This is a genomic window from Providencia xihuensis (assembly GCF_041953405.1).
Taxonomy (GTDB): domain Bacteria; phylum Pseudomonadota; class Gammaproteobacteria; order Enterobacterales; family Enterobacteriaceae; genus Providencia; species Providencia vermicola.
Genome location: NZ_CP169565.1, coordinates 4,406,699 through 4,425,144, shown reverse-complemented (window position 1 = coordinate 4,425,144; position 18,446 = coordinate 4,406,699). Strand labels below are relative to the sequence as shown.

General features: G+C 41.2%; 18 protein-coding genes and 1 pseudogene. 8 read left to right on the top strand and 11 right to left on the bottom strand.

Annotation, left to right across the window (positions count from 1 at the left end; translation table 11 throughout):
• Positions 1–222 precede the first annotated feature (222 nt).
• From ACE2AL_RS20235 to ACE2AL_RS20225, 3 genes are all read left to right on the top strand, one after another.
• Entirely contained in the window at positions 223–1,224 is a 1,002-nt protein-coding gene (locus ACE2AL_RS20235) for an NAD-dependent epimerase (RefSeq protein ID WP_206085664.1), read from the top strand.
• Between the two features lie 44 nt (positions 1,225–1,268).
• The gene (locus ACE2AL_RS20230; protein ID WP_206085674.1) at positions 1,269–2,435 is read left to right on the top strand and encodes a nucleotide sugar dehydrogenase; all 1,167 of its coding nucleotides are present in this window, start codon (positions 1,269–1,271) and stop codon (positions 2,433–2,435) included.
• A 188-nt stretch (positions 2,436–2,623) separates the two neighbouring features.
• Positions 2,624–3,328, top strand: coding sequence for a lipopolysaccharide core heptose(II) kinase RfaY (locus ACE2AL_RS20225; RefSeq protein WP_375083803.1), 705 nt, complete (start codon positions 2,624–2,626; stop codon positions 3,326–3,328).
• A 28-nt stretch (positions 3,329–3,356) separates the two neighbouring features.
• On the opposite strand, the gene thiM is transcribed toward ACE2AL_RS20225, so the two are convergent.
• A complete protein-coding gene (gene thiM / locus ACE2AL_RS20220) occupies positions 3,357–4,136 on the bottom strand; it encodes a hydroxyethylthiazole kinase (RefSeq protein WP_375083802.1) in 780 nt (259 codons plus the stop codon).
• 77 nt (positions 4,137–4,213) lie between these two features.
• On the bottom strand, positions 4,214–5,416 hold the full coding sequence (locus ACE2AL_RS20215; RefSeq protein ID WP_272574399.1) for an ROK family protein: 1,203 nt from the start codon (positions 5,414–5,416) through the stop codon (positions 4,214–4,216).
• Between the two features lie 189 nt (positions 5,417–5,605).
• Between ACE2AL_RS20215 and ACE2AL_RS20210 the strand changes: the two genes are divergently transcribed.
• The 3 genes from ACE2AL_RS20210 (at position 5,606) to ACE2AL_RS20200 (ending at position 8,660) form a co-directional block, all read left to right on the top strand.
• Entirely contained in the window at positions 5,606–6,424 is an 819-nt protein-coding gene (locus ACE2AL_RS20210) for a purine-nucleoside phosphorylase (RefSeq protein ID WP_206085679.1), read from the top strand.
• Positions 6,425–6,489: 65 nt separating this feature from the next.
• Positions 6,490–7,407 carry a DMT family transporter gene (locus ACE2AL_RS20205; RefSeq protein WP_206085680.1) on the top strand — a complete coding sequence of 306 codons (918 nt, stop codon included), beginning with the start codon at positions 6,490–6,492 and terminating at the stop codon, positions 7,405–7,407.
• Positions 7,404–8,660 (top strand): nucleoside permease, encoded by a 1,257-nt coding sequence (locus tag ACE2AL_RS20200; protein WP_225820420.1) that lies wholly within the window; start codon positions 7,404–7,406, stop codon positions 8,658–8,660. The genes ACE2AL_RS20205 and ACE2AL_RS20200 overlap by 4 nt, the downstream gene beginning before the upstream one ends.
• Positions 8,661–8,741: 81 nt before the next feature.
• Here the strand turns inward: ACE2AL_RS20200 and ACE2AL_RS20195 are convergent, their stop codons facing one another.
• From ACE2AL_RS20195 to ACE2AL_RS20170, 6 genes and pseudogenes are all read right to left on the bottom strand, one after another.
• Positions 8,742–9,365 (bottom strand): GntR family transcriptional regulator, encoded by a 624-nt coding sequence (locus ACE2AL_RS20195; protein ID WP_047756388.1) that lies wholly within the window; start codon positions 9,363–9,365, stop codon positions 8,742–8,744.
• Positions 9,366–9,529: 164 nt separating this feature from the next.
• Entirely contained in the window at positions 9,530–10,321 is a 792-nt protein-coding gene (locus ACE2AL_RS20190) for a carbon-nitrogen hydrolase family protein (RefSeq protein ID WP_206085684.1), read from the bottom strand.
• A gap of 9 nt (positions 10,322–10,330) precedes the next feature.
• A complete protein-coding gene (locus ACE2AL_RS20185; RefSeq protein ID WP_206085685.1) occupies positions 10,331–10,978 on the bottom strand; it encodes an RraA family protein in 648 nt (215 codons plus the stop codon).
• A 40-nt stretch (positions 10,979–11,018) separates the two neighbouring features.
• Positions 11,019–12,329, bottom strand: coding sequence for an MFS transporter (locus tag ACE2AL_RS20180; protein ID WP_206085687.1), 1,311 nt, complete (start codon positions 12,327–12,329; stop codon positions 11,019–11,021).
• 319 nt (positions 12,330–12,648) lie between these two features.
• Positions 12,649–13,059 (bottom strand): annotated as a pseudogene (locus ACE2AL_RS20175) (hypothetical protein).
• A gap of 240 nt (positions 13,060–13,299) precedes the next feature.
• Positions 13,300–14,163 (bottom strand): YicC/YloC family endoribonuclease, encoded by an 864-nt coding sequence (locus ACE2AL_RS20170; protein WP_272539971.1) that lies wholly within the window; start codon positions 14,161–14,163, stop codon positions 13,300–13,302.
• A 122-nt stretch (positions 14,164–14,285) separates the two neighbouring features.
• Here ACE2AL_RS20170 and rph point away from each other — a divergent pair, with 122 nt between their 5' ends.
• Positions 14,286–14,999, top strand: coding sequence for a ribonuclease PH (gene rph, locus ACE2AL_RS20165; protein WP_206085691.1), 714 nt, complete (start codon positions 14,286–14,288; stop codon positions 14,997–14,999).
• 121 nt (positions 15,000–15,120) lie between these two features.
• Positions 15,121–15,762: an orotate phosphoribosyltransferase gene (gene pyrE / locus ACE2AL_RS20160; protein WP_206085693.1), complete on the top strand. Its 642-nt coding sequence runs from the start codon at positions 15,121–15,123 to the stop codon at positions 15,760–15,762.
• 50 nt (positions 15,763–15,812) lie between these two features.
• Here pyrE and slmA read toward each other — a convergent pair whose 3' ends face one another.
• The 3 genes from slmA to coaBC all read right to left on the bottom strand — a co-directional run bounded on the left by slmA (position 15,813) and on the right by coaBC (position 18,282).
• Complete coding sequence (slmA, locus tag ACE2AL_RS20155) at positions 15,813–16,412, bottom strand: nucleoid occlusion factor SlmA (RefSeq protein WP_206085700.1); 600 nt, start codon at positions 16,410–16,412, stop codon at positions 15,813–15,815.
• Positions 16,413–16,628: 216 nt separating this feature from the next.
• The gene (gene dut, locus ACE2AL_RS20150) at positions 16,629–17,084 is read right to left on the bottom strand and encodes a dUTP diphosphatase (RefSeq protein ID WP_206085702.1); all 456 of its coding nucleotides are present in this window, start codon (positions 17,082–17,084) and stop codon (positions 16,629–16,631) included.
• Positions 17,071–18,282 (bottom strand): bifunctional phosphopantothenoylcysteine decarboxylase/phosphopantothenate--cysteine ligase CoaBC, encoded by a 1,212-nt coding sequence (gene coaBC, locus ACE2AL_RS20145; protein ID WP_272539970.1) that lies wholly within the window; start codon positions 18,280–18,282, stop codon positions 17,071–17,073. Before coaBC ends, dut begins: the two co-directional genes overlap by 14 nt.
• Positions 18,283–18,446 lie beyond the last annotated feature (164 nt).

Genomic DNA, 18,446 nt, shown 5'->3' with positions numbered 1-18,446 from the left:
ATTGTGATGATTGGCCGCAGGTTGGAGCAAACTTGCGGCTTTCTTTTATGTCGATTTTTGAAATCTTAATACTTCCTTAAAATTCACTGCTTTTTTACACATTATTATTCTAACCATAAAACCATTCACTGTTTTTTTTGTCTTAAATTAAGTTAATTTTTTCTGTGAAACTTGGTGCTCTATTGAGCTTTGTGAATGGTTTAATGCTAGAAGACGATAAATATGAAATACTTGGTCACGGGAAGTGCGGGTTTTATTGGTTTTAGATTGTGTCAGCGTTTATTAGAAAATGGGCATGAAGTCGTTGGAATTGATAACCTAAATGCCTATTACGATCAGGGCCTTAAACAATCTCGTTTACATTTATTAGAGCAACACCCCTTATTTCGCTTTATTCACCTTGATTTGACGGATCGTGAAACGGTCAGAGTACTATGTACCCAAGAGCAGTTTGACCGAGTGATCCACCTTGCCGCTCAAGCTGGTGTGCGTTACTCGTTAGAAAATCCATTTGCTTACGCGGACAGCAACTTAACTGGGCATTTATCGATTTTAGAAGGCTGCCGTCAAGCGAAAGTGAAGCATCTGGTGTATGCTTCTTCTAGTTCTGTGTACGGTGTGACGGATAATGCGCCATTTACCACGGACATGCCTACAGATCACCCCATTTCATTGTATGCCGCAACAAAGAAAGCCAATGAATTAATGTCCCATTCCTATTCACACCTATATCAGTTACCAACAACAGGTTTGCGCTTCTTTACGGTATATGGGCCATGGGGACGTCCTGATATGGCGTTATTTAAATTTACTAAAGCCATTTTAGCGGGCGAAGCTATTGATGTTTATAATAACGGCAATCTGAGCCGTGATTTCACTTTTGTTGATGATATTGTCGAAGGGGTGATACGAATTTCCGATATAATCCCTCAAGCAGACCCAAACAATCATTCGACATCACCAGCGCAAAGCAGCGCACCGTATCGCATCTATAATATTGGTAACGGCCAGCCCGTTAAGTTGATTGAGTTTATTTCTGCGTTAGAAAAAGCCCTTGGAAAAGAAGCAATTAAAAACTTTTTACCGATGCAAGCTGGGGATGTGTACACAACGTGGGCAGATACAGAAGACCTGTTTAATGTAACAGGTTATCGCCCACAGGTTTCTATTGAACAGGGTGTTCAGGCGTTTGTTGATTGGTATCGTTCTTATTACCATCAATAATATCAACAACCTGTAATATCCGTAGCAGGATTTGAGAGGCAAGTTTGAAAATAGCAATCGCAGGGACTGGCTACGTCGGTCTATCTAACGCCATGTTACTGTCACAACACCACGAAGTGGTTGCTGTGGACATCATTCCCGAAAAAGTGGCGATGTTAAACAACCACCAATCACCCATTGTCGACACGGAGATTGAGCAGTTTTTAACGGAAAAAACACTGAATTTCCGCGCCACGGAAGATAAAGTGGAAGCTTATACGGGTGCGCAGTACGTTATTGTTGCTACGCCAACAGACTATGACCCAAAAACTAACTATTTCAATACTAAATCGGTGGAATCGGTTATTCATGATGTAAATGAAATCAACCCAACCGCCACGATTATCGTGAAATCGACCATTCCTGTCGGTTTTACCGCACGTTTACGGGAAGAATTTGGTTATACCAACGTGATTTTCTCTCCAGAATTTCTACGTGAGGGCCGCGCATTATGGGATAACTTGCACCCGTCCCGTATTGTGGTCGGTGAGCGTTCTGAGCGCGCGCAAATTTTTGCCGATTTGTTGCTGGAAGGCGCCATCAAAAAAGATGTTCCGGTGTTATTTACTGATGGAACTGAAGCCGAAGCCATTAAGTTGTTCGCTAACACTTACTTAGCGATGCGAGTGGCGTATTTTAATGAGCTAGACACTTACGCAGAAAGCCGCGGTTTAAATGCACGCCAAATTATTGAAGGTGTTTCGTTAGACCCGCGTATTGGCAGTCATTATAATAACCCATCATTCGGTTACGGCGGTTATTGTTTACCGAAAGATACCAAGCAATTGCTGGCTAACTACGATGATGTGCCGAACAACCTGATTAACGCGATTGTCGAATCCAACCGCACGCGTAAAGACTTCATTTCGGACGCAATTATTGCCAAAGCACCACGTAAAGTCGGTGTCTATCGCTTAGTGATGAAAGCAGGGTCAGATAATTTCCGTGCTTCTGCGGTGCAGGGCATCATGAAGCGCATCAAAGCCAAAGGCATTGAAGTGGTGGTGTATGAGCCTGTGATGAAAGAAACCGAGTTTTTCCGTTCAAAAGTGGTCAATGACTTAGCTGAATTTAAAGCGCAGTGCGACATTATTTTAGCCAACCGTATGGTGCCTGAAATCGAAGATGTGGCAGACAAAGTCTATACCCGTGATTTATTTGGTAATGACTAAATATTAATAGTAAGAATGGGTTGGCAGTTTGCCAGCCTATTTTTCACCTTTTCCTTCCTAAAAACCGCTCATTTTGTGCGGTATTCCACAACTTCTTTATTTTTGAACCATTTTTGCAAGAATCGCTAAGAAATGTCTTTTTTCATTTGTTAGCATCCGCCGATTGATTAAAAAGCGGGCGCTCTGTCATGCAAAAAGTTATAAAAAAACAAAGAGGTGACTTCATAACTTACCAAAAAGCAGGTGAAATTGATTTTTGGCAAGTCATGACTGACTATATTGATGGACGAATTGTTGGTAAAGATTTAGGCAGTGGAAATGCAGAACGAAGTGTCGAACGTATTCAACTAAATGGCCAAAATTATATTATCAAATGTGAAAAAGAGCGGGATAAACGCATTGAAAAAAGAGTAATGCGTATGTTATCTGGCCCATTTTATTCACGTTTATTAATGCGTTTAGTCTCCGCACAAAATCAGGGCTGCACTGTTACAAATGACATCTATTTTGTGGCAGAAAAAATGCAATGCCGTGAATCAGTTGAAACGTGGATTATTGCTGAATATGTTGAAGGAACTGTCCTATCAGAATTGGATGATCTAACACCTTATTATGCTGAAATGAAATCGGTTATCGACCAACTTCATCGCTATGGTTTATCTTCTAATGATATTCATGCAGGAAACTTTGTTTTGACAGAGAATGGACTGAAAGTGATTGATTTGTCTGATTACGGAAATTTAACCATATGTAAAGCAAATGATTTAATCGCCTTAAAACGTTTTTATGGTATTGAGCCAGACAAAAAAAACGGGGCTTATCGGTTTATTCGTTTTAGGGATAACTTTCGCCATTGGTCTAGAAAGTTGCGAGGTAAGAAAACTCGGTTATAGACTAAATTGAGTTTTCTTATCGGTGAATTTATGGGTTTAATTGATAAAGTGCATCTAAAAACTCATGGATAAAGCTACCAGTACCGCGACAGCGCTGTGTCGCCGTTTCCCCTGCCTGTTTCATTAGTGCACAAGCGGTTGCAACATGTTGTAGCCTATCACCAGATAGCGCACAGCTAGCGGCAACGACAGCGGATAGTGCGCATCCCGTCCCAACTACGCGAGTCATTAAAATATCCCCGCCTGCGATAGCAATTGTGCGTTTGCCATCAGTGACATAATCAATTTCGCCACTGATGGCGACAATGGTGTTCGCTTGTTTGGCCAGTGATTTTGCTGCAGGAAGGGCATCATTTGTGGAGTTTAGGGAGTCTACCCCTCGACCACCGAGACTGTTACCTGCTAATGCCATAATTTCGGATGCATTGCCCCGAATTGCAGCAGGTTTAAGGCCAAGAAGCTCATGACAGAAGCGGGTACGAAAAGTGAGAGCACCAACAGCAACAGGGTCAAGAACCCAAGGTTTTTCCGCGGTATTTGCACTATGTACAGCGCGTTTCATTGCTTGTTGCCTATCCGTCGTGAGTGTTCCCACATTAATTAATAAACTGTTTGCTATGGCAGCAAATTGCTCAGCTTCTTCAGGTTCAATGACCATGGCAGGGGAACAATTTAGCGCTAACAGAACATTTGCGGTAAAGGTTTGAACGACATCATTGGTCATGCAGTGAACGAGAGGAGATTTGCTGTAAAGTTGCTGTAATATCGGTGATATTACAGCATCGTTGATATGCTCAAATTCGATCATGATCCCCTCATTTTGCGTGATAGAGTATAAAATAGTGGATTTATTCTACACTCTATCCCTCTTAATGAAAGAAGTCGTTAATCTGAAAGGTAATTTTCCATTACCATTCCCCCAGCACCTTGTGCGACAATTTCATAAGAGTCATTAGCTGCATAAATACGTGTTTTGATATGAGGGAAGGCGGCTAATTTTTCTTCAACGGACTTTTTCGTCATCTCAAAGAAATGATTTTTTGGTGTTAAGGTTCCACCACAAACAACGACATCTGCTTGAGTCGTTAAAATAGCATTCGCGATAGCGATTCCATAATAATAAGCCGCTTCTTCAAGAGCTTCGAGACAAATGGTGTCGTTTAATGTCAGCGCTTGGAAAATTGTGTGGTAGTTAATATCTGCTTCATTATTAACAAGATCATTAATGACCGAGCTTTTACCTAATCGGAGTTGTTGGATCACCCGAGATTTTATGGCGGACAACGAGCTGTATTGCTTTAAACAGCCAAACGAGCCACATTCACAGCGTTGCCCATTAATATCAATCGTTGTATGGCCAAATGCCTGCGCAGTGCTAATTGGTGCGGGTGCGTAATGATTATTGATGATCGTGCAACTGCGAATGTCCGTGTCGCAGGTGGTAAATAAAAATCGTTGGCTATCAGACGTATAATGTAAACGGTATTCGGCGAATGCGGCAAAACTGATCCCGCTTCCCAGTAGCACAAAGCACGGTACTTTTTGCGTGATGTAGTTATAGAGCCCTTTGATGCGCGAGTTATATTGATGATAGGGGAGTTTGTCACGCTCTAAAATATGGTCGATAGCAATGCCGATACCGAGCAGGTTTTCTACACTTAGTTGATGTCCTGCAAGGAGGGAGTCAACTTTACTAAGCAGATGATCGAGCATGTTCTCAGCCGTTTCAAGGTGCTCATATTTGACTTTCACCATCCCTAGAATTTCGAGTTTTAGGTTTTGTAAAACAATGGTGGAATAGATATCACTCATTTCAATACCAACAAGGTAACCATCCGCAGGGTTGATACTGTACAAAATGGGCTTACGTCCTCCTGTGGATTCACCCAGCTCAGAGGTTGAAATTAATTGGCATTTACTCAGCTCATCTAGCAATCTTGCACAGGTGGCTGGCTTCATACTCGCGAGTGTAGCGAGCATCTCGGCTCGAATTGGCCCGTGATTGAGAACTAATCGGTAAAGCACTTTCAGTTTTTGTGTTTTTGAATTTTTTGAGGTGCGAAATTCATTTAATAATGTATGTAACAAGCGCCCCACTCCTTTTCGTTCCAACCATTAGGCTTAAGATTAGCAAATCTATATATAAAGTTCTGCATTATGCCGCACATCATACCTAAAATCTTTTTCTTAAAATGAGATTAAGATCGCTGTTATGTTTCTAAATTACGCTATGATCGATTTCAACAATCAGTATTCGATTTTAATTTGGAGATAGCCATGCACCAGACGAAAGATATTTTAGAAAGCCTGAAATTTATTCAGTCACGTACGGAATTAAAGCCAACTGTTGGGATTATTTTAGGCTCTGGATTGGGCCCATTTGCAGATACGCTAGAGAATGCGGTTCATATTCCTTATAGCGAAGTGCCTCATTTTGCTAAGTCTGAGGCTGTTGGCCATGCGAATGAATTAGTGATTGGTACGATTGCTGGCAAAACGGTAGTTGCGATGAAAGGCCGTTTTCACTATTACGAAGGTTTTTCATTAGACCAAGTGACTTTCCCTGTGCGTTTGATGAAAGCACTCGGTGTTGAAAAATTAATTATCACTAACGCCTGTGGCGCGGTAAATACCGATTTTAACCCAGGTGACCTGATGATTATTACCGATCACATTAACCTGACAGCAAATAATCCATTAATGGGGCCGAATAACCCTGAGTTGGGTGTTCGTTTCTTGGATGTGAGCGAGGTATACAACAAAGAGTTACGCCAAACAATCAAAGATGTTGCTTCTGAGCAGGGTGTTTCTGTACGTGAAGGGGTTTACGCATGGTGGACAGGCCCGACTTACGAAACACCAGCGGAAATTCGCATGATCAGAACATTAGGGGCTGATGCAGTCGGTATGTCGACAGTACCAGAAGCATTAGTTGCACATCATTCACAAATTAAAACCGTAGGAATTTCCTGCTTAACTAATATGGCATGCGGAATTTTGGAACAACCATTAAGCCATGATGAAGTGATTGAAACCGCAGAAAAAGTGAAAGCGACATTCCTGAAACTCGTCACGGGTGTGATTGCGCGTTTCTAATTTAAAGACTCTTTTTCTCAAAATAAAATAAAGATGCTGTAATTATTAATAAGGTGAATATTGAAATGAAATTTAAAGGTCTGATTTTAGTTTCTTTAGGCGCTTGTAGTTATGGCATTCTTTCAACATTAGTTGTACTGGCTTATCGCGCAGGTTATTCCTTGAATGATGTAATCGGTAGCCAAACGGTACTTGGTGCAATTTTGTTATGGTTTTTTGTTGTTGTCGGCGCTTTAGTGAAAAAAGCTCGCTTAATGTGGCCAACTCGGCAACAAGGTCTTTTGATGTTGTTAACGGGGACGACGACGGGCCTAACGGGGTTATTATATTACGCATCGTTGCAGTATTTATCCCCAGCATTAGGTGTGGTGCTATTTCTGCAATTTACATGGATGGGAGTGGCGATTAATGCTGTCGTAAACCGTCAAATACCACCATTAATGACAATTGTTTCTGTAATAGTGATCTTAATTGGTACCATACTGGCGACAGGGTTATTAAATAGCCAAGATATCGTATTTCATTGGGCAGGCGTGCTACTAGGATTATGTGCAGCATTATCAAATGCGATACGGGTGTATGTGAGTGGCGCATTGGCTGTAAAAACGGATCCGATGATGCGCTCGGCAATTATGGTGACGGGAGGCGCAATCTTGACCTCTATTATCGTGCCACCAACATTCTTATTTAGTGTATCAACGTTTCAATCGCTATTTTTTACTTATGGATTACCTCTGGCTTTCTTTGGTTCTTTCTTCGGTATGTGGATGTTTGCTAAAGGCACACCTCTGATTGGTACAAGCTTAGCGACCATTGTGAGCTCAATGCAGCTGCCCGTTACTATTTTACTGTCAGTGACTGTTCTGCAATTACCCCTCGAATTCATTCAGTTTATAGGTGTTGCCGTCATTTTAATGGGGGTGGCTATCGCTGAGCTGAAAATAAAAATAAACACATGTAACTCCAAACGGAGCTTCGTATGAACATTAAATCCCGCTTGAAAATCATGCTTTTCCTGCAATATTTTGTTTGGGGAAGTTGGTTAGTTACGCTCGGCTCGTACATGATGAAAACTTTGAGTTTCTCAGGTGCTGAAGTTGGTTTAGTTTATAGCTCTAAAGGCATTGCGGCTATTTTAATGCCAGGGCTTATCGGCATTATTGCGGATAAATATATCCCAGCGAATCGCTTATATATGATCTGCCATTTGATAGGGGCAGCTGCACTATTTTATGCCGCTACAGTCACCAGCTCATCGGTGATGTTTTGGGTGATGTTGATAAATGCGATGGCATTTATGCCGACAATTGCCCTTTCAAATACCATTAGTTATTCATCACTAAGCCAATACCAATTGGATTCGGTCAGTAACTTCCCTCCAATTCGTGTATTTGGAACGGTTGGGTTTATTGTCGCCATGTGGAGTATTAGCTTATTAAAATTTGAACTCAGCAGTATGCAACTATATATAGCAGGGGGATGTTCGCTGCTATTAGCCGCGTATTCCCTAACATTACCTAAAATTGAAGTGAATAAAAAAGCCATTTCAAGTAGCTGGATGAGCAAGCTAGGCTTAGATGCGTTAGTGTTATTTAAGAAGCCAATAATGGCTGTATTTTTCTTATTCGCTATGTTGCTTGGTGCGGTTTTACAAATAACCAATACATTTGGTAACCCGTTCTTACATGATTTTGGTCTCAATCCGCTGTATCAAGATAGTTTAGTGGTGCAATATCCCTCCATATTATTATCTATCTCGCAAATGGCGGAAGTGTGTTTTATTTTAGCAATTCCATTCTTCTTAAAACGCTATGGCATTAAAACCGTTATGTTATTAAGTATGTTTGCATGGACATTGCGGTTTGGGTTCTTTGCCTTCGGAGATCCATCAGCGATTGGTTTGATGTTCTTAATCATGTCGATGATTGTGTATGGTTGTGCATTTGATTTCTTTAATATTTCAGGTTCAATATTTATTGAACGAGAAGTCGATACACGAATGCGTGCGAGTGCCCAAGGGTTATTTATGACCATGGTGAATGGTGTCGGTGCTTATTTTGGTGCAATTCTCAGCGGGTTGGTTGTCGATTACTATACTGTTGACGGTATTAAAGATTGGCAAATGATTTGGCTGGTCTTTTCGTCTTACACAATTGTTTTAGCGATTATTTTCCAATTTACCTTCCATTATAGTCATGATAAAGACGCGGCAATGAAGGAAGCCAAAGCCAGCTAAGATAATCTGTTAAACATAACGAACAAAACGTAAAAAGAGAAAGCCATTAATTTGGCTTTTTCTTTTTGGCGCAACTCAACGCTAAACATAGTTACGTTTACCTCGTAGAATATGTTCTGTCAGAGTTTCTTCTGCTTGGCTGAAAGCCTTTTGCTTGAGTTGTTCGACAAGTTGTTGATGTTGACGTGTAGACTCAAAGTAATATTCATTACGATAAATGGGGTCTGGCTGAAAATAAACACGCTGGCGAATATTATCCGCTAAATCTAAAAAGACAGTGTTATCGAGTAACTCTAAAAAGAATCGATGAAAGCGCTCATCTTCTTTAATCCAACCTTGGTAATTATTTTCGGCAAGTAGCGCTTTTTGCTGTTCAATTATCGCATCTAAGCAAGCGAAGTGTTCCTCAGTTAAATAATCACGGACGAGTTTAATTGCATGAGACTCAATGGCTAAACGTAAATCATAATTATCCCGCGTTTCTTTTAAGGACAGTTTTTGGATAAATACCCCTTTGCGTGGAATAATTTTAACCAAACCTTCATTTTGTAGCTGATATAGCGCTTCACGAATTGGAGTACGGCTCATACCAAGTTCTTCAACTAAGCTGTTTTCAGAGGTATAGCTTTCCTCGCCAAACTGCTTACTGAGAATTTTATGTTTAATAGCCGTATAGGCTTGTTGGCTGAGTGGTTTATCTTTCATCAGGATCTTGTATCAAAATTAGAAATTTCAGTGAGTATAGAAAGGAATAGATTGGTATACAAGTAAAGTACCAACTTTATATTGTTTAGATAATAAGCAAATGGCGGTTAATTATTGGTGATAATATGGATAATAAACCAGCATCCGTGCCAGTTTTGATTGCGTTAATATAATTCAGGACGGCGGTTTTCCATACAGGGCAATTTTTGACGAGTTTCAGCTGTGTGCTCGGGGGAAATTTCAGCGAAGAACACGGTTTCATCATAGCCTGCAGAAGCAATTGTTACGCCAAGAGCATCACAAATTAAGCTGCGCCCAATAAAAATATTACTGGTTTGGTCACACGCACAAACAGGTATGGTATTTTCTAGAGCACGGGCTTTTACTAGGGTTTGGTAGTGCTCTTCTTTGAGAGGACCACTGACCCAAGCTGTTGGGACTAGGAGTAAATCTGCCCCTGCTAATGCTAATTTACGGGCGACTTCTGGGAAACGCAGCTCATAGCATACTAAAATACCAATTTTCCCAAATTCGGTTTCGACAGGTTTCAATTCATTATGACTTTGAATGATATTGAGTGACTCTTGATAAGAGAATGCGTCATATAAATGCGTTTTTTGGTAATGATAAATGAGTTCCCCTTGGCGGTTTAACATAATGGTGGTGTTAAACGCGCGTTTAGGTTCATTCTCAGCCCGTTCATAAATACCACAAACCACATAAATTCCATACTCTTTTGCTGTTTTGGCTAGTTGAGAAACAAAAGGACCATCAACGTTCTCTGCGACATCCGCATAGCTGATACCACTATCCGCGGGAACAAATGCCATAAACATTTCAGGTAATAGAACTAAATCTGCTCCGCCTTGAGCCGCCTTTTGTATGGCATCACAGGCTTTTTTCAAGTTTTGTTCTTTATTAGGGCTACTGGCTAGTTGGGCAATTGCAACTTTCATGTTGGCTCCTTATTCGAAATATTTTGCAGCGCCTGAGATAGCGGCTAAGGTTTCACCTGCATCTATGCGTTTTTTGACATCAATTTCAGCATGTTGTGCATTAAGCGCGCGTTGGCGATATTCTTGCAATGTCACTTCATCAGCCACTAAAATGCCATCACCATCTGCAATAATTAAATTACCTGGGTGGATAGTGACGCCATCGACACTGATTGGCACATTGATTGCGCCTTCAATGCCTAGGATTCGAGTTGTTAGCGGACTGACTTTGTGAGCAAATACAGGGACACCAATCTCACGCAGCGCTTTGATATCAGTTACGCAACCATCGATAACAGCCCCAGCAATTTTTTTCGCTCGTGCCATATAGGACACCATCTCACCCCAACAGGCGCGGTCATAATCTCCTGACATATCAATGCAAACAACATCACCTTCTTGAACAATATCAAAGACTTTATGTACTGCTGAAGAGTCCATATGTGGAATTCGCACAGTTACTGCGTGGCCAATGAACTGGTTTTTTTCAATTTGTGGACGTAGTGTTTTGATGAAGCCAAAATCGGTCATATGGCCAATTGTTGATGGGCAAACATCGCGGCAGCTTTCGATCACTTCTTGGCTAAAACAGGTAACTCGAGGATTTAACGTAAACATAGGGCACCTTTATTCGTTATATTAGAGTGTATGAGTAAAACTAATCTTGGTTTACAGCCGCTGCTAGAGGTTTATCAGGTTGAATGAAGAACCAGCAAATAATGGCTAAACTAATAGGTATCACGTTGAAAAGTAAGGCAACCGTCCACCCAAAGTGTTGGGCAAGCCAGCCGCATAAAATTGGAGAAATAACACCACCCAAATTGCCCCACAGATTCATCCATCCACTTACTGATCCTGCATATTGACGGCCTTTATCAGCGGCAATTGCCCACGAAGTCACAACGGGCAGGCCTAAAGCACCGAGGGCAAGGGTTAGCCATGCGACACTTACAACAGCGCTCTCCGTTTGAGCAGCACCACAAATCCCAACAATAAACAGGATAAAACCAGTAATGGCGATGTAGCCCCTTGCCACTAATTGGGAGTAGCCTTTATTGAGTAGCCAGTCAGATACTGAACCCGCGGTAAGCACAGCAATACAAATGGCTAACCATGGGAAACTTGCCGCAACACCCATTTGAGTTAGTGAAAATCCGCGTGCTTCTTGGAGGTAAGTTGGTAACCAAATCATAAATAACGTAGTCATATAGGCGACAAAAAAGTATTGAAAGCCTACAGCCCAAAATGGACGTTCTTTCATAAACTTACGCCATGGAGCTTTGACATCTTCACCGCCATTCTCACTGATTGTTCGGCCACTTTGTATAAATGCGATTTCGCTTTGTGAAATCTTAGGGTGCTGTTCTGGTTTATTGCGAGCGCAGAAGTACCAGATCAAACCAATTAAAATACCAATGACTCCAAAGATATAGAAAACAGCGTGCCAACCGAAAGAAATCATAATGAAAACAGTAAGGGTAGGAGCGATGACTGGGCCAAAATAAGAGCCTGCCAATAAGAAGCTTGCCGCTCTGGCTTTTTCATTTTGACGAAACCACCAAGTATTAAAGACAGCATTTGAAGGGTATAGAGGCGCCTCGCCAACACCAAAGAAAAAACGAACGATACATAACCAGAGGTAAGTCGGTGCAACCACCGTTAGAATGGTAAACGCAGACCAAACATATAAGCTTATTGTCGCAATTAACCGGCTGCCAAAGCGTTCCGCTAATATTCCACTTGGAATTTGTGCTAATGCATAACCAAGAGAAAATAATGCGCCTAAAAAACCAAATTGGACTTTACTCATACCTAAATCGGTCATCATATGTTCCGCAACAATGGAAATGTTGGCGCGATCCATATAGGCAATTAAACCGATAATAAAAAATATTGCTGCTAAACCCCAGCGTAAACGCCCTGGTGTGTCTTTTGCTGTAGGTGCTATCACAGAGTCTTTGTATGACATAGTCTTACCTTTTTTATTGGTCTGTAGAGGTAATTAATTTTATTGTATTTATATTGAATTCAACTTGTATACAAGATGGATGTTAATAACCCGTTATTGGCCTGTCAAAGATCTGTTTTGTTATCTGTGATTGAAATCAAAACATTTGGTGAATTTATGAGCGAGCTCATGTTTTTTCGATAAAACAATTATCAAAGATTAATTTGTTATTAATCAATGCATTATGCTTATGAGGGAGCATGGGTAAATTAAGCGTTTGTTGCCGTGGGAAATAGTTAAATCTAGAAATGCCGACGTATTTCTAGATTTAACATAGACGTTATTTATCAATTTTCTTTTTTTTCGCCTCTTTTTGAGCGAGTTGTCTTATGCTTTTTTCTGGGGTAGGCAGATTTTCTGGCATGGTACCGCCAAGTTCTTTAATGGTTTCTCTCACTTTTTGGCCAACTTCAAAGTGAGTTTGATTCGCTTCTGTTTTACTTTGGATGTTATCTCGTTTGAGCTTTTCGTTTAGCACCAGAACCAATTTCGACCATATCGATGATCTCCTCGAAATGGTCTTCAATGGCATGTCTACTTTGCAAACATGCCTCTTTTGCTTTTTCTAAAACAGGTAAGAATGCCGATATTCCGAATATTCGAGGAGTTTAGACAACTCTCTCGCTGACCAGTATTCATTTCCCGAATTATCCGTTTTTCTAATATCTTCAAAAGGCTGTTGCGGCACCATTTGACTCTCCAATTTTTGAGTAAGTGATTTTTTGGGGAAGAAAGATAGTTTATCGTGGAGATTATTTGAGCGTCTAGGGATTTTCAAAAAATAGGATTTTTAAGGCAGTTTATGCGATTTTTATTCCAAAATTGCGGGGGGATCCACCTATTTCAGGTTATTTGGATATTTCAGTAAAATAAAAAAAGCCAATTTACACAGAGCATTAATTGGCTTAGTCATGCATGACAGACAGAGAGATTACTCAATATTCTGAATTTGTTCTCTCATTTGTTCGATTAATACTTTCAGTTCAACGGCGGAAGTGGTGACTTCGCTATTAATCGATTTTGATGCTAACGTATTAGACTCACGATTAAATTCTTGCATCATAAAGTCAAGGCGGCGCCCATTGGCTTCTTTTTTCTTCAAGATATTACGCGTTTCTTTAACGTGCGCTTCTAATCTATCCAATTCCTCAGCAACATCAACACGTTGGGCGAGCAATATGAGCTCCTGTTCTAAGCGGTTGTTATCCACTTGGATTTCCGCTTCTTCGAGCTTACTTTGAAGGCGATCGCGCTGCCATTGCAGAATTTCTGGCATATGTTGACGAACTTTTGCCACTTCAACTAAAACACCATCAAGGCGTTGTTCAATTAAGGCATGCAATGAAGCACCTTCCGCTTCTCGGCTTTGGATAAAAGCATCGATAGTTTCATCTAAACCAGCCATTAACTGTTCGCTGATGGCATCTAAATCTTGCTCGCCAGCCGACATCACACCTGGCCAACGTAAAATCTCTAGGGGGTTGATTTCACCTTCGTGGCTGTAATTTTTGACCCAATTTGCTGCGCTAATTAATTGGCGGGCTAATTGTTCATTGAGAATTAATTCGCCACGGTTTCCACCGTCTAATTCAAAACGCAGGTTACATTCCACTTTTCCGCGCGTTAAGCGTGAACGAAGGCGTTCACGAATAACGGGTTCAAGGCTTCTGAATTGCTCAGGTAAACGGATATACGTTTCTAAATAACGTTGGTTTACGGAACGCAGCTCCCAGGCCGCATTCCCCCATTCACCCTTGATATCACGGCGGGCAAAAGCGGTCATACTACGGATCATAATTCGTTCCTATTATCGATAAGATAATGGGATTATAACGCTATGAGAGATGACAGGATAGGCATTATCGTTTTAAGGACGTATAATGCGTCCCAATTTGAGTTGATAACGGAGATAACACCATGCGCCCAGCAGATAGACAAGCGGACGAAATGCGCCCGATTACCATCACGCGCAATTATACAAAACACGCAGAAGGCTCTGTTCTTATTGAGTTTGGCGACACGAAGGTGTTATGCAATGCAACGGTTGAAGAGGGTGTACCTCGCTTTTTAAAAGGTCAAGGTCAAGGTTGGGTAACCGCTGAGTACGGCATGTTACCTCGCGCAACAAATTCACGTAACCAACGTGAAGCGGCTCGTGGTAAACAAACTGGCCGTACAATGGAAATTCAACGTTTGATTGCCCGTTCATTACGTGCAGCTGTTGATCTGAAAAAATTGGGTGAATTCACCATCACTTTAGATTGTGATGTTATCCAGGCTGACGGCGGTACACGTACAGCGGCGATTTCAGGTGCTTGTGTGGCACTGGTGGATGCACTGAATAATATGGTTGCTCAGGGGAAAATTGCAAAAAGTCCTCTGAAGTCGATGGTTGCTGCAGTTTCGGTCGGGATTGTGAACCAAGAAGCACTTTGCGACCTTGAGTACGTTGAAGACTCTGCGGCAGAAACGGACATGAACGTCGTGATGATGGATGATGGCCGTATGATTGAAGTGCAAGGCACCGCAGAAGGCGAACCATTTAGCCATGAAGAATTATTGGCTCTATTAGCATTAGCCAAAACAGGGCTCGACACCATTTTTGAAGCTCAGCGAGAAGCGCTGAAATAAATTAATGTTTAAATAGGCGGCTGAAAAGTCGCCTTTTTTATGTCTGCTAAATGGCAGATAACGCAATTAGCAAAATAACAAATTTAATATACATAATCGTCATCAATGAGGAGAATGACCAATGAAAGCCTATCAGCGCGATTTTATTGAACTTGCCATGAAAAAACAGGTATTGAAATTTGGTGAGTTTACGCTGAAATCAGGTCGAAAAAGCCCTTATTTTTTTAATGCAGGGTTATTTAATACTGGGCGTGATCTGGCACTTGTCGGTCGTTTTTATGCACAAGCGCTACAAGAGAGTGCAATTGAGTGTGATGTGATTTTTGGGCCAGCCTATAAAGGTATTCCCATTGCAACTACAATGGCAGTTGCATTGGCTGAGCATCATGATATCGATATGCCATATTGCTTTAATCGTAAGGAAGCAAAAGATCACGGTGAAGGTGGTGTATTAGTTGGTAGCCCTCTGCAAGGACGTGTTGTTGTGGTTGATGATGTGATCACTGCAGGTACTGCAATTCGTGAATCAATGGAAATTATTAAGCAGCAAAAAGCGACTCTCAATGGTGTTTTGTTGTGTTTAGACCGTCAAGAAAAAGGAAAAGGGGAAATCTCAGCCGTACAAGAGGTTGAGCGTGACTATAACTGCAAGGTTTATTCAATCATTACGATGAGTGATTTGATTACGTATCTTTCTGAACAAGAAGGTATGGAAGCACACTTAGTGGCAATGAAAGCTTATAGAGAACAGTACGGTATTTAAAAAAATCCCCTCGCCCAAAAAACGGGCGGGGTGAGTAGTACTAATAACTGTTATTGTAACTGAGCTAAAATTAAAGGCCAGCGCGCTTCAAATTCGACAGTCGGTCGGTAACGAAATTCTGAACGTACGAAGCGTGATAACATACCTTCGCAATAAGCAAGTAATTGAGAAGCAAGTAGCGATTCATCATGGATAAAGCCATGACCATCACGTATTTTTTTCTCTTTTAACACTTGGCGCAATTGAGACTCTATTCGCTCAAACAATTGGTTAATTCGGTCTTGTAGCCTGTCTTGCTCAAACATGAGCGCATGGCCTGTCATTATACGTGTTAAGCCTGGGTTTTTCTCTGAAAACCCTAAAATTAACGCTAACATTAATTTAATTCTAATGATGGTATCTTTTTCATCATTTAAAATCAGATTGATACGCGAGACCAGTGAATCTTCAATAAACCCAATAAGACTATCAAACATTTTCATTTTACTGGGAAAATGACGATATAACGCTGCTTCTGAAACACCAACGGAGGCTGCAAGTTTTGCAGTCGTAATGCGTTGGCTACCATCACTACTTTCTAACATTAACGCAAGAGCCTGTAAGATCTCGTCACGTCTGTTACGTTTTTGTGTTGTCGCTTTTTCTGCCATGTCTAATAAGACCCCTGCTAAAACAGCAAAACAAACTATCCAAAATTTTGCTCTTAGTAAAGAGACTTACAGAGCAAAATAGGTTTAAAAATGTAGAGAGTATAAGTAAATTTTGAACAATTTCCTGTTTAGTAATATGCGACTGATTGTTTTGATTCATAAATATAGAACCTAAAGTAGGTTCTATATAGCATATTAAATATCAGAATATTTTATTTATTGGCGACCTGAGTGACCGAAACCACCTGCACCACGTTCTGTTGCATCAAAGTCGTCAACAATATTAAATTCAGCTTGAACCACAGGGACAAAAACCATTTGTGCCATGCGCTCGCCTGGCTCAACAGTAAAGGTTTTATCACCACGATTCCAAACAGAAACCATGAGTTGCCCTTGATAATCGGAGTCAATAAGTCCGACAAGATTCCCGAGTACAACACCGTGTTTATGGCCCAGCCCTGAACGGGGAAGAATAACTGCAGCGAGACTTTCATCAGCGATGTGAATCGCTAAACCTGTTGGAATTAATTCTGTTTGACCTGGCGCTAAATCAATAGGTGCATCAAGACAAGCGCGCAAGTCTAAACCTGCTGAACCTGTTGTTGCATAGGTTGGTAAAGGAAATTCATTACCGATACGGTTATCAAGGATTTTTAGGTCAATTTTTTTCATAACGTTGAAGTATCTCGTCAAGTAAATAGTGGCTTAATTCAATTTTACTGCTATGTGGCAACCGAGTCTCACCGTTGGCATCAAATAGATGTAATGCGTTGTTATCGCTATTAAAACCGTTGTCTGCAAGGGAAACATCATTGGCACAAATTAAATCTAATTGTTTTTGTTGTCGTTTTTGGCGAGCATATTCTTCCACATTTTGGGTTTCAGCTGCAAATCCCACAACATAAGGGCGATTTTTTGTAAGAGCCCCAACACTTGCGACAATGTCTGGGTTTTTCACCAGTGTAATCGTGAACTCATCGCCTTGTTTTTTTATTTTATTTTCAGCAACCGTTTTGGCTCGGTAATCTGCAACAGCAGCGCAACCAATAAAAATATCTTGCTCAGCGATAGATTGGTGCACTTTTTCATACATATCTAAGCCGCTAATCACGTTAATTCGATTAACGCTCATCGGTGTAGGGAGGTTAACTGGCCCTGAAATTAATGTCACATCAGCCCCTCGTTGGCTTGCTGCTTGTGCGATAGCAAACCCCATTTTTCCTGAGCTGTGATTGCTGATAAAACGTACTGGGTCTAGATCTTCACGAGTTGGGCCCGCAGTGATCATCAGTTTAATGCCTTGTAAATCTAGCTTAGGATTGAAATATTCACCAGCCAAACGAACAATTTCGAGCGGATCAATCATGCGGCCTGGGCCAATATCACCACAAGCTTGACTGCCCTCATCAGGCCCCCAAATCATACACTGGCGTTGTTTCAATCTGATTAAATTATCTTGTGTTGCACGGGCCCGATACATTTGTTGATTCATTGCGGGTACAACGGCAATCGGCGCAGCGCTAGCAAGGCATATTGTGGTAAGCAAATCATTTGCCATACCTGCATTAAGCCTAGCAATTAAATCAGCAGTTGCTGGGGCTAAAATAATCAAGTCAGCCCATTTTGCTAATTCAATATGACCCATTGCTGCTTCAGCCGCTGGATCTAATAAATCGTCTGCGACTGGATGGCCAGAGACTGCCTGTAAAGTCAGAGGGGTAATAAAGGCTTTCGCACCTTGAGTCATGACGACACGTACAACCGCGCCTTGGTCACGTAAGCGACGCGTTAGTTCTGGAATTTTATAGGCGGCGATGCCCCCACTGATACCAATAACTATCTGTTTACCCAATAGTGATAGTTGATTCATTATTTTTATCCACTTTGCTCAACATGAACGGCATATTACCACATTGCACGTTTAGGTGGCGCGCTCGATTTTGCATCAACTTATTATTTTTGCGAAGCGCTACGCAAAGCCTTATGAGCGCAATTGTGATTCACTGAAAACTCGATAAAAGTGGTGAGAGAGAA

Bases quoted from the DNA above. Each gene is read 5' to 3' on its own strand.
- ACE2AL_RS20235 (WP_206085664.1), top strand. From the start codon at position 223: ATGAAATACTTGGTCACGGGAAGTGCGGGTTTTATTGGTTTTAGATTG.
- ACE2AL_RS20225 (WP_375083803.1), top strand. From the start codon at position 2,624: ATGCAAAAAGTTATAAAAAAACAAAGAGGTGACTTCATAACTTACCAA.
- thiM (WP_375083802.1), bottom strand. From the start codon at position 4,136: ATGATCGAATTTGAGCATATCAACGATGCTGTAATATCACCGATATTA.
- ACE2AL_RS20210 (WP_206085679.1), top strand. From the start codon at position 5,606: ATGCACCAGACGAAAGATATTTTAGAAAGCCTGAAATTTATTCAGTCA.
- ACE2AL_RS20205 (WP_206085680.1), top strand. From the start codon at position 6,490: ATGAAATTTAAAGGTCTGATTTTAGTTTCTTTAGGCGCTTGTAGTTAT.
- ACE2AL_RS20200 (WP_225820420.1), top strand. From the start codon at position 7,404: ATGAACATTAAATCCCGCTTGAAAATCATGCTTTTCCTGCAATATTTT.
- ACE2AL_RS20195 (WP_047756388.1), bottom strand. From the start codon at position 9,365: ATGAAAGATAAACCACTCAGCCAACAAGCCTATACGGCTATTAAACAT.
- ACE2AL_RS20190 (WP_206085684.1), bottom strand. From the start codon at position 10,321: ATGAAAGTTGCAATTGCCCAACTAGCCAGTAGCCCTAATAAAGAACAA.
- ACE2AL_RS20185 (WP_206085685.1), bottom strand. From the start codon at position 10,978: ATGTTTACGTTAAATCCTCGAGTTACCTGTTTTAGCCAAGAAGTGATC.
- ACE2AL_RS20180 (WP_206085687.1), bottom strand. From the start codon at position 12,329: ATGTCATACAAAGACTCTGTGATAGCACCTACAGCAAAAGACACACCA.
- ACE2AL_RS20170 (WP_272539971.1), bottom strand. From the start codon at position 14,163: ATGATCCGTAGTATGACCGCTTTTGCCCGCCGTGATATCAAGGGTGAA.
- rph (WP_206085691.1), top strand. From the start codon at position 14,286: ATGCGCCCAGCAGATAGACAAGCGGACGAAATGCGCCCGATTACCATC.
- pyrE (WP_206085693.1), top strand. From the start codon at position 15,121: ATGAAAGCCTATCAGCGCGATTTTATTGAACTTGCCATGAAAAAACAG.
- slmA (WP_206085700.1), bottom strand. From the start codon at position 16,412: ATGGCAGAAAAAGCGACAACACAAAAACGTAACAGACGTGACGAGATC.
- dut (WP_206085702.1), bottom strand. From the start codon at position 17,084: ATGAAAAAAATTGACCTAAAAATCCTTGATAACCGTATCGGTAATGAA.
- coaBC (WP_272539970.1), bottom strand. From the start codon at position 18,282: ATGAATCAACTATCACTATTGGGTAAACAGATAGTTATTGGTATCAGT.